Genomic DNA, 9,756 nt, shown 5'->3' on the forward strand with positions numbered 1-9,756 from the left:
GTCTGGTGCTTGAAACCTCGGTTCTCAGCGGCGCATCAAGTTGCTAATTCAACTCCGCGTCCTCACATGCTGGACTGAACGAGCACGATTTCTCTCTCCGGTGCCATTTCGACCGGCCGCTCGACGGATTCAAAGATCAGAGCTGTGATTAGATATTGACCGGACGTGTCAGCGCGCTTTCGCGCATTGGGGTGCGTTGCACTCTAATCTACAGTGGCTGAGGACTGGTACACACTGCGTGTCAGGCACAGATTTTGCCCCTAGGTTTCATTGGTTTTCGTGCATTCGTGGCTGGAGTGGCAGGGTCTATTGTCAACATATTGAAATTTAACAATATAAAGGAATTTTGCTCAATTGGCAGTGCTCGTAAGTCGGTTTGAGTCGAGTTTTGTGTCGCACATTTCTGCTTTTGATCACTTTGGTATTTGGTGCCTTGTCGGTCATTCGATGTTTTGCGGGATCGGAGGGAAGCAGGCTGTGGCTGTAACAGTATTTTTCAAAGGCCGAGTGTCTGAAGCGGACACTGCGGTTCCATCCTAAAACAACAATGTGTGTCCGCGACCCATTGATCGAAGTAACGCGAAGTTAGTGCGACAATGAATTGGTCGCGACATACTCAGCTAATACTGCTCGGCTACCACGCTGCCAGATCTTGGTTAGCCACGAGGCAAAGGCGTTGGAAAATTGTGTGCCGCGGTCAAAGTCACCGCTGTACAGACTTTGTTCGAGCCACAGTCCTGGATCGGTTCTGGCAGCCAACGCGGTTTCACATAGATTTTCCCAAAGGGGATCATTCGGGGCGATTTCGGAACCGTCTTCACGAACCCCCGCACACATCCGGCACCAGAATGCTTCGGCCAGCGCAAGCCCGATTACTGAAGAGCCCGATGCAAGTGCATCACGTAGCGATGGCAGCAGAAATCCCGGATGCCGCGCCGATCCGTCGAACGCGACCCTGCGCGTTGTGTCATGAATCGCTGTGTTTGCAAATCGCCTCTCAACTAACTCAAGGTACTCTTTCGCTGTCGTTTCGGGGACAGCTTCGACATGAGGCAGAATCTCTTCGATCTGAACCGTTCTGAAGAATGCCAGGATGTCCGGATCCTGCATGCAGGATGAAATCGTCGGGACATTCAAAATTTCCCCAACGTTTGCGAGAAGTTGGTGGCCTCCGTTCAAAATGCGGAGTTTCATTGACTCATAGCTGTGAACATTCTGGGTCAGCGTTACCCCGACCTGCTCGAGGGGTGGTCGCCCGGCGCAGAATTCATCCTCGATCACCCATTGACGAAAGTTCTCGTGCGAGACAGGAGCGCGGTCATCCACGCCAAGGATTTGGCATTGCGATACCAACTCGTCAGTCGTTGCTGGCACGATGCAATCTACCATCGAGTTGGGAAACGCGCTGTTTTGATCAATCCAGTTGGCCAGATCAGGATCAGACATGCGAGCCAAGCCAACTACGCAGTTTCGCAGGATTGTGCCGTTGCCCTGAAGGTTGTCGCAGCTTAGCGCGGTGAAGGGTTTGAGGCCATTTGCTCGGCGCTCTTTGAGTGCCGCGACTATGGAGCCAAAGGCCGTTCGAGGCAGGTTGGGGTTTGCCGCATCGTAGCGAATATCTTGGTGATCGGTGTTAAGCGCACCGGTGTTGGAGATCAGATAGTACCCGCCTTCGGTAACTGTGAGAGAAACAATACGAACGGCAGGGTCGGCCATCTTCCGGATTAAAGCAACATTACCTGCCTCAATCGGTAAATAGTCAACCATCGGACCAATGACCTCGGCGGATGTCCTTGTGGGGTCTAGTTCAATCAACGTGGTCAGACAGTCCTGTGCCAGCAGGCGTTCTCTCATCTCCGCGTCGTAGTTTCGCATGCCGGCCCCGATGATCGCCCAATCATGGGCTTGGCCTCGCTGCATTAACTGGTGAATGTACCACGCTTGATGCGCACGGTGAAAATTACCAAGCCCGATATGGACGATGCCCGGCGTCAGGTCCGACCGCTGATAGGCAGGGTGCCTGACGTTAGCGGGCAGGTCTGCAAGGCTGTCGAGTCGCAGTCGCACCGGAGTTTTTGCATTCGCTGCAGGATCCATCAGCTCATCCAGTTTCCGCCGTCTACATTGTAGGTTTGTGCGACGATGTAATTGGCATCGTCAGAAGCCAGGAATACCGCCATCCCGGTCAGGTCATCTGCCCGGCCCATGCGACCATAAGGGACGGTTGCGGCGACTTCGCGTTTCTTTTGGCCGGGGGGTTTGCCTTCGTGTTTTGCGAAGAACGCATCTACGCCGTCCCAGTGTTCGCCATCGACGACACCGGGGGCAATCGCGTTCACGTTGATACCGTGAGATATCAGGTTCAGCCCCGCCGATTGAGTCAGAGAAATGATTGCCGCCTTGCTGGCGCAGTAGATAGCGACCAAAGGTTCACCCCTTCGCCCGGCCTGTGACGCCATATTGATGATCCGGCCTCTGGTCCCTTTTTCAATCATGTGGCGCGCGACGGCTTGCATGGTGAACAAGGTGCCAGCAACGTTGATGTCAAAAACGCGGTCATAGTCCATGCGCTCGATCTCAACGATTGGTGCGGCGGTGAAAATGGCTGCGTTGTTTATCAAGATATCAATGAGACCGAAATGGGCAGCTGTGTTTGCCACCGCCTCATCTATGCTCTGCTGGTTGGTCACATCCATCTCGATAGCCAAAGCAGCCTCACCGATTTCAGAAGCTGCGTCTCTCGCGCGCTGGATGTCGATGTCTGCGATGGCAACACGTGCGCCCTCGGTGACGTAAGCTTTGGCAAAGGCCAATCCGATGCCTCGCGCAGCCCCGGTGATCAGGGCGGTTTTGCCAGCCAAGCGTGTCATTCGATCCGCAAGCCTTTCGCGTCGAACCGGTGGATTACGTCAGCCCGCGGTGTCATATTAATGCGATCCCCGTGGCGGAAGCCCACTTCGCCATCTGCACGGACTGTAATTGTCTCAGCCAGGCCGGTCTCTTGGACGTGAAAGAAGGTGTCCGAGCCAAGGTGCTCAGAGACGCTGACCACTCCTGACCATTCACCATCGGTCTCGGAAACGGTGATGTGTTCAGGACGGATGCCGATGGTTTGAGCGCCGTGCTTTGCCGCCTCGGGGCCTTCGATGAAGTTCATTTTAGGCGAGCCGATGAACCCTGCAACAAACAGGTTGCGCGGCGTCCGGTACAGCTCAAGCGGGCTGCCGACCTGTTCGATCACACCGGCCTGAAGAACGACGATCTTGTCGGCCATTGTCATCGCCTCAACCTGATCGTGGGTCACGTAGATCATCGTGGTCGCCAGGCGTTCGTGAAGTTCGCTGATCTCCAACCGCATGCCAACGCGCAAGGCTGCGTCGAGGTTCGAGAGAGGTTCATCGAACAGGAACGCGGCGGGTTCGCGTACGATAGCCCGGCCTATAGCAACGCGCTGACGCTGCCCGCCCGACAATTGCCCCGGGCGCCGGTCCAGATAATCGGTCAGGTTTAGGACGCTCGCGGCACCTTCAACACGTTTGTCGATTTCGGCCTGATCCAGCTTGGCCATGCGCAGGGGAAAGGCGATGTTTTTGCGCACCGTCATATGCGGGTACAGAGCATAAGACTGGAACACCATGGCCAGACCACGTTTGGCGGGCGGCACGTCTGTTGCATCCGCGCCATCAATGTCGATGGAGCCCGACGTGATATCCTCCAGCCCTGCAATGAGCCGCAGCAGAGTGGACTTGCCGCAACCCGAGGGGCCGACGAAGACGGTGAATTCTCCGTCTCCTATGGTCAAGTCCAGCGGTGGAATGACCTCAACGTCGCCGAAGCTTTTGGTCACTGACTTGAGTTGAATACGTCCCATAAGTCGTCTTCCTTATTTCACAGCGCCGAAAGTCAGGCCGCGGACAAGTTGTTTCTGGCTGAACCAGCCAAGGATCAAAATTGGTGCAATCGCCATGGTCGAGGCCGCGCTGAGCTTGGCAAAGAACAAGCCTTCGGGGCTGGAGTAGCTGGCGATAAAGGCCGTCAGCGGGGCAGCATCGACAGCGGTGAGGTTGAGCGTCCAAAACGCTTCATTCCACGCTAGGATGAAGTTCAGCAAGACCGTCGAGGCGATACCGGGCACGGCCATGGGCGTCAGAACATAGAGGATTTCCTCTTTCAGTGTTGCCCCGTCCATCCGCGCGGCTTCCAGAATCTCACCGGGGATTTCGCGGAAATAGGTGTAAAGCATCCAGACGATGATCGGCAGGTTGATCAGCATCAGTACGACGACCAGCCCGCCACGCGTGTCCAGCAGGCCCAGACGTATGAACAGCAGGTAGATCGGATACAAAACGCCGACCGCGGGCAGCATCTTAGTGGACAGCATCCAAAGCAGGATGTCCTTGGTGCGTTTGGATGGCACAAACGCCATCGCCCACGCAGCAGGCACCGCTATGATCACACCCAGTATGGTCGAGCCGCCTGCGATGATGACCGAGTTCCAAAGGAACCGCATGTAGTCCGACCGTTCCTGCACAATGGCGTAGTTCTCAAGCGTCCAGTCGAAATTCAAGAATAGGGGCGGGCTTGCGATGGCCTGCGCTTCGGTCTTGAAGCTGGTCAGGATCGTCCAAAGGATCGGGAAAAAGATCAGCAGACCAACGGCCCAGGCAAGGGCGGTGTTCAGCGATTTACGACGGGATGTGACGGCGCGGGCCATGGTCGTTCCTCCTCACGCGTCCAGGTTTTTGCCGACGATGCGCATCAGGAAGATCGCAACGATATTGGCAAGGATGATGGCGTAGACACCTCCGGCAGATCCAAGGCCGACATTCTGGCTTTCCAGCACGCGCTGGAAGATTAGGTAGGTGAGGGTGCGGGTGCCGAACGCGCCGCCGGTGGTCACGAAGATCTCGGCGAAGATCGACAGAAGAAAGATCGTCTGGATCAGGATCACGATGGTTATCGCGCGGCTGAGGTGCGGCAGGACTATGTGATAGAACCGCTTCAGCACCGGGGCACCATCCATTTCGGCTGCTTCCAGCTGCTCACTGTCCAGCGACTGAATTGCGGTCAGCAGGATCAGCGTCGCGAAGGGCAGCCACTGCCATGAGACGATCATGATGATCGACGTCATCGACGCCTCGGAGAGCCATGAGATTGGCTCGGCCCCGAAAAAGCGCCACAGATGGGCCAGCAAGCCATTGACTGGATCCATGAACATATTCTTCCAGACCAGCGCAGAAACCGTCGGCATGACGAAGAAGGGTGCGATCACGAGGATGCGGACAACACCCTGACCCCACATGGGCTGGTCCAGCAGCATCGCCAGAAGGATGCCCAGCACCACTGTGATCACCAGCACACCGCCTACGATCACCAGCGTCGCCTGCACAGCGGGCCAGAAGGAGCTGGACGAGACGAACCGGACATAGTTGTCGAACCCGACCCAGCCCAGATCCCCACCGCGCAGCGGTAGGTATTTCTTGAAGGAAAAATACAGCGTCATCGTCAGCGGCACGAGCATCCAGCCAAGTAGCAGGACCACTGCAGGTGCCATCATCAGGCGAGCAACGGATCGGGAATGTTGAGTAGCCATAACGCAAACCCTCTCTGTTCAGGCGTAACCCAGCCTGCGAGAAAAACGCGAGTTGTGGAAGGGCGGAGCGGGGGGCAGAACTCTGCCCGCCCGCGGGGAGGGATGCCTCAGTAACCTGCGGCTTCCATTTCTTCTGCGGTGAAGGCCTGCGCTTTGGCCAGCGCTTCATCCACGGATTGCTGTCCGGCATAGACTGCCGAGAACTCCTGGCTCACCTGTGTGGCGATGCCTGCGAATTCCGGGATTGCGGCGAACTGGATGCCAACGTACGGGACGGGTTTCACCGTCGGGCTGTTCGGATCAGCTGACAGGATTGAGTCCAGTGTCATCTTGGCGAACGGAACCTTTTGGTATTCCGGATTCTCGTACAGAGACGTACGCGCACCCGGGGGAACGTTTGCCCATCCTTCGCTTTCGGCCACTAGCTCAATGTAGTCCTTTGAGGTCGCCCATTCGATGAATTGCTTGGCAGCATCTTCTTGCTGTGTGCCAGCAGGAATAGCCAGTGCCCACGCCCAAAGCCAGTTGGACCGCTTGCCCAATCCTGTGTCAGGTGCCAGCGCAAATCCTACGTGATCCGCGACCGTAGAGTCGTCAGGGTTGGTCACGAAAGACGCCGCAACTGTCGCGTCGATCCACATGCCGCATTTGCCCTGCTGGAACAGCGACAGGTTTTCGTTAAACCCATTGGTGGCATAGCCGGCAGGACCGGACTCGTTCATCATTTCAACGTAGAAATTCAGTGTATCTGCCCACTCGGGCTGATCGAACTGAGGCTTCCATTCTTCGTCGAACCAGCGGGCACCGAATGAATTGGACATCGCAGTGATAAAGGCTCCGCCTTCACCCCAACCAGCCTTGCCGCGAAGGCAGATGCCGTTGATCTCGGCGTCGCGGTCGGTCATCGCGGCGGCGGCCTCTTTGATGAACTGCCAGGTCGGCGCATCAGGCATTTCCATGCCCGCCTTTTCCATAAGGTCAGTGCGGTACATGATCATCGAGCTTTCACCATAAAACGGCGCCGCGAAAAGCGTTTCGTCATGGCTCAACCCACCTGCCATCGCTGGCAGAATGTCACCAACGTCGTATTCTTCGGACAGGCCATCCAGCGGCACCAGCCAGCCATTTGCGCCCCAGATCGGCGTTTCATACATGCCGATTGTCATGATGTCGAACGTACCGCCCTTGGTCGTGATGTCGGTCGTTACGCGCTGACGCAGCACGTTTTCTTCTAACGTCACCCATTCGACGTCAATGCCGGTCGCCTCGGTGAATTTGTCGGTATAGCCCTGCATCCGGATCATATCGCCGTTGTTCACGGTCGCTATGGTGATGGATTGCGCGTGGGCTGCTGCCGTGGCGACGAATGTCAATGCAGTCGCCGCACGAAGTGCGTGTTTCAGATACATCCCTGTCCTCCCTGAGCTTGGATGTCGTGCAGGGAGCGTAGAGTGAAAGTTGTCGCGCAGTCAATAAAAACTTTACGCGCGTTAAAATTTTGATTTACGCAGAGTCCCTTAAAACAAGTCGAGCGGGGAAAAGTGTCTCAGTTCGTGATTCAAATTTTCCACCGTTTTCAATAAGTTCGAATAAAGTTTCGACGCTTCGGCTGGCTACGTTGTCGTAGTCATGTGCGGCTGTCGTCAGAGAAGGGCACGTAAACTTTGCGAACGGATGATCGTCATTTGAGGCCACGCGCAGCGTGCAGCCCTCCTTCCGGCCGACCCGAATCCCCTGTTCATAGCAGGCCGCAAGAAAGCCAATAGCCAGCCGGTCATTGCTGCACAGAACGGAGTTCGTTTTCAATTCACGCTCTTCAAGAACTTTCAGCGCGCCTCTGTGCCCAATCTCTTCGAAAGCCCATCCTTTCCCGTCGACTTTGATGATATGCGGCTCGAACCCGAGGCGCTCCATCATGGCGACATAGGCCTTCCTTCGTTTGTTGGCGTTTGGGTTCGCAGGTGTGCGCATTTCAAAGAATGATGGAGGCTCGCCCGTCCGGGTCATGTATTCAACTGTCTGAGACACAAAGCTGAAATTGTCCGATCCGATAAACGCGGCACCCAGCCCATCAAGGTTACTGTCAAACAGAACAGTCGGTACATTGACGCAGAACTTCTCAATCGCCGATCGGTCTGAAATCCGACCCAGGGGTGCCAACAAAACCCCGGCGGGCTTCATGGATTGCAGCCCATCCAGAATTTCGTTTTCCAGCTTTTGTTCTCCGTGGGCGCTAAAAAGGGAAGGGCGATAGCCTGCCGCAATACAGCTTTGCTCCAGATAGCGCGCGATTTCGGCAAAGAACGGATCGGCCAGATAGGGCACGACGATGCCGATATTCTTGGTCAACTTCCGGTTCTGGTTTACAGCATAGATATTCGGGCGATAGTCAAACCGTTCGAGCGCCTCTTCGATACGCGCCCTTGTCGTTGGGCGAACGCTGTCGGGATCGTGGAAGTATTTGGATACCGTAGGCCGCGAGATGCCGCTGAGGGCCGCAAACTCTTCCATATTCTTAATCTTAGTCATGCCAGTCTGCCTGCGGATCATAGCCGTCTTGATCTTATCCTATTTTTACATATTCTTTACGCGCGATAAAAAATCAAGAGTAAGACAAGTTCCGGACGTTTGTGCAGGTCGAGGGGTAAAAATGTATCTCGGGATTGATATCGGAACGTCGGCGGTCAAGATTGTCTGCGCGGATACTGATCGTATTCTTGCGATATCTTCTGCAGGGATCGAGACGTCCTCGCCGCAACCCGGTTGGTCAGAGCAGCACCCAGACCTTTGGTGGCAGGCGACGCGCGACGCATTGAAGCAGCTTGCAGAGCAAATCCCACTGTCAGAGGCGAAGGCCGTCGGTTTGTCCGGACAGATCACGGGGCCGTTTTGCTGGATCGTACGCTGTGCCCAATCCGCCCGGCAATCCTCTGGAATGACAGCAGGGCCGCAATCGAATGCGATGAACTACGCGTAGCCCTGCCGCAGATTGGTCATATTGCGGGTGTCCTTCCGTTGCCCGGTTTTACTGCCCCCAAAATTTCTTGGCTGAAACAGAATGAACCCGGTCACTATGCCCAGCTTGCCCATATCCTGCTGCCCAAAGACTACATCGGTCCACGCCTGCATGGTGAACTGGCAACCGATGCGTCCGATGCTGCGGGAACAATGTGGCTCGATCAGGCTTCGCGCAACTGGCATATCGGGATCGCGGAAGCCACTGGTGTGGCGCTCGACTGGCCGCCGCAAGTGTTTGACGGCCACAGTTTCGTTGGGCCGGTGCCGTGATCAAATCCTCGGCGCTGAGAATGCGATAAACGGATGCTTCCGAGACGAAGTACCGCTTCTCGTCGGTGTATTTGACCGCCAGTTCGCGCGGCGTCAGGTCTTCATGCTCAAGGGCAAAATCGACAACATCCTCGCGTACCTTGTCCGGGATGCGGTTCCACACTGACTTGGGCCGTGGCGAACGATCAGCCAGGGCATCGACACCACCATCGCTCCAGCGGGCATACCAGTCGTAGTATGTGCTGCTGGGGATGCCGAGCATCTTCAGGGTTTGCCGGGTTGGCAGGTGCGGTGCCTCGACCGTGCGGATGATCTCAAGCTTCTTTGAGGCGGGGTACACTTAGGTATATCCATTCTGTCTGGTTCTACCGATGGAAAATTGTCGCCGGACGCAAACTTCACCTTCGCTGCCGCGCGCACCAATTTCTCACATTCGGACGAACCGGACTGTTGAACCAGCATGGCATCGAGGCCGTTCATCGCCCTAACTTGAGCCCTTGCCCAGGGTGGAGATCGGCACTAGCGCTCAGTTTATTCTTATTGAGGGCCAATTTCTAATACGGAGTATTTGGACACCCTCCGTGGAGGATTGAAAGCATGGTTTCTGTCATTCCGGGACAGAGCTGAACATGGATCTCCGGCAAATCAAGTGTCAGCTTTCACTCAATTGATCAGTTGGCTTTGCAGCTGAAGAGAATGCCTTTGATCCGCAATTGACGACCGATGCCGCGGACTTCGCCGAAGTCAGCTCTAAACTCGAAGCAGACGTTCGCGGCAGTGCATCTGAACAACCGCGAAGCGGACAAAACCGAACTTGAGCACAATGGGCGCAAATTCCGCGTTCAGATCAAGCTTGATCTACTTCGTTCTTGCTT

General features: G+C 55.8%; 7 protein-coding genes and 2 pseudogenes. 1 reads left to right on the forward strand and 8 read right to left on the reverse strand.

Annotated elements, in window-relative coordinates; all coding sequences use genetic code 11:
- Positions 1 to 585: 585 nt before the first annotated feature.
- The 7 genes from AC2FI7_RS06820 to AC2FI7_RS06850 all read right to left on the reverse strand — a co-directional run bounded on the left by AC2FI7_RS06820 (position 586) and on the right by AC2FI7_RS06850 (position 8,122).
- Complete coding sequence (locus AC2FI7_RS06820) at positions 586 to 2,097, reverse strand: mannitol dehydrogenase family protein (protein WP_496815621.1); 1,512 nt, start codon at positions 2,095 to 2,097, stop codon at positions 586 to 588.
- Entirely contained in the window at positions 2,097 to 2,870 is a 774-nt protein-coding gene (locus tag AC2FI7_RS06825; RefSeq protein ID WP_496815622.1) for an L-iditol 2-dehydrogenase, read from the reverse strand. Before AC2FI7_RS06825 ends, AC2FI7_RS06820 begins: the two co-directional genes overlap by 1 nt.
- Entirely contained in the window at positions 2,867 to 3,871 is a 1,005-nt protein-coding gene (locus AC2FI7_RS06830) for an ABC transporter ATP-binding protein (protein WP_010443329.1), read from the reverse strand. The genes AC2FI7_RS06825 and AC2FI7_RS06830 overlap by 4 nt, the downstream gene beginning before the upstream one ends.
- Before the next feature lie 12 nt (positions 3,872 to 3,883).
- Entirely contained in the window at positions 3,884 to 4,714 is an 831-nt protein-coding gene (locus AC2FI7_RS06835) for a carbohydrate ABC transporter permease (RefSeq protein WP_010443328.1), read from the reverse strand.
- A gap of 12 nt (positions 4,715 to 4,726) precedes the next feature.
- The gene (locus AC2FI7_RS06840) at positions 4,727 to 5,593 is read right to left on the reverse strand and encodes a carbohydrate ABC transporter permease (RefSeq protein ID WP_010443327.1); all 867 of its coding nucleotides are present in this window, start codon (positions 5,591 to 5,593) and stop codon (positions 4,727 to 4,729) included.
- 107 nt (positions 5,594 to 5,700) lie between these two features.
- Positions 5,701 to 7,002 (reverse strand): ABC transporter substrate-binding protein, encoded by a 1,302-nt coding sequence (locus AC2FI7_RS06845; protein WP_496833291.1) that lies wholly within the window; start codon positions 7,000 to 7,002, stop codon positions 5,701 to 5,703.
- A gap of 94 nt (positions 7,003 to 7,096) precedes the next feature.
- Entirely contained in the window at positions 7,097 to 8,122 is a 1,026-nt protein-coding gene (locus AC2FI7_RS06850; RefSeq protein ID WP_010443325.1) for a LacI family DNA-binding transcriptional regulator, read from the reverse strand.
- Between the two features lie 121 nt (positions 8,123 to 8,243).
- Between AC2FI7_RS06850 and AC2FI7_RS06855 the strand changes: the two are divergent.
- Positions 8,244 to 8,881 (forward strand): annotated as a pseudogene (locus AC2FI7_RS06855) (FGGY family carbohydrate kinase).
- Here the strand turns inward: AC2FI7_RS06855 and AC2FI7_RS06860 are convergent.
- Positions 8,868 to 9,218: pseudogene (locus AC2FI7_RS06860) on the reverse strand (helix-turn-helix domain-containing protein); the annotation flags it as partial. The pseudogenes AC2FI7_RS06855 and AC2FI7_RS06860 sit on opposite strands and share 14 nt — an antisense overlap.
- Between the last annotated feature and the right edge of the window lie 538 nt (positions 9,219 to 9,756).

The sequence above is a fragment of the Ruegeria sp. YTSA064 genome (genome assembly GCF_059610325.1).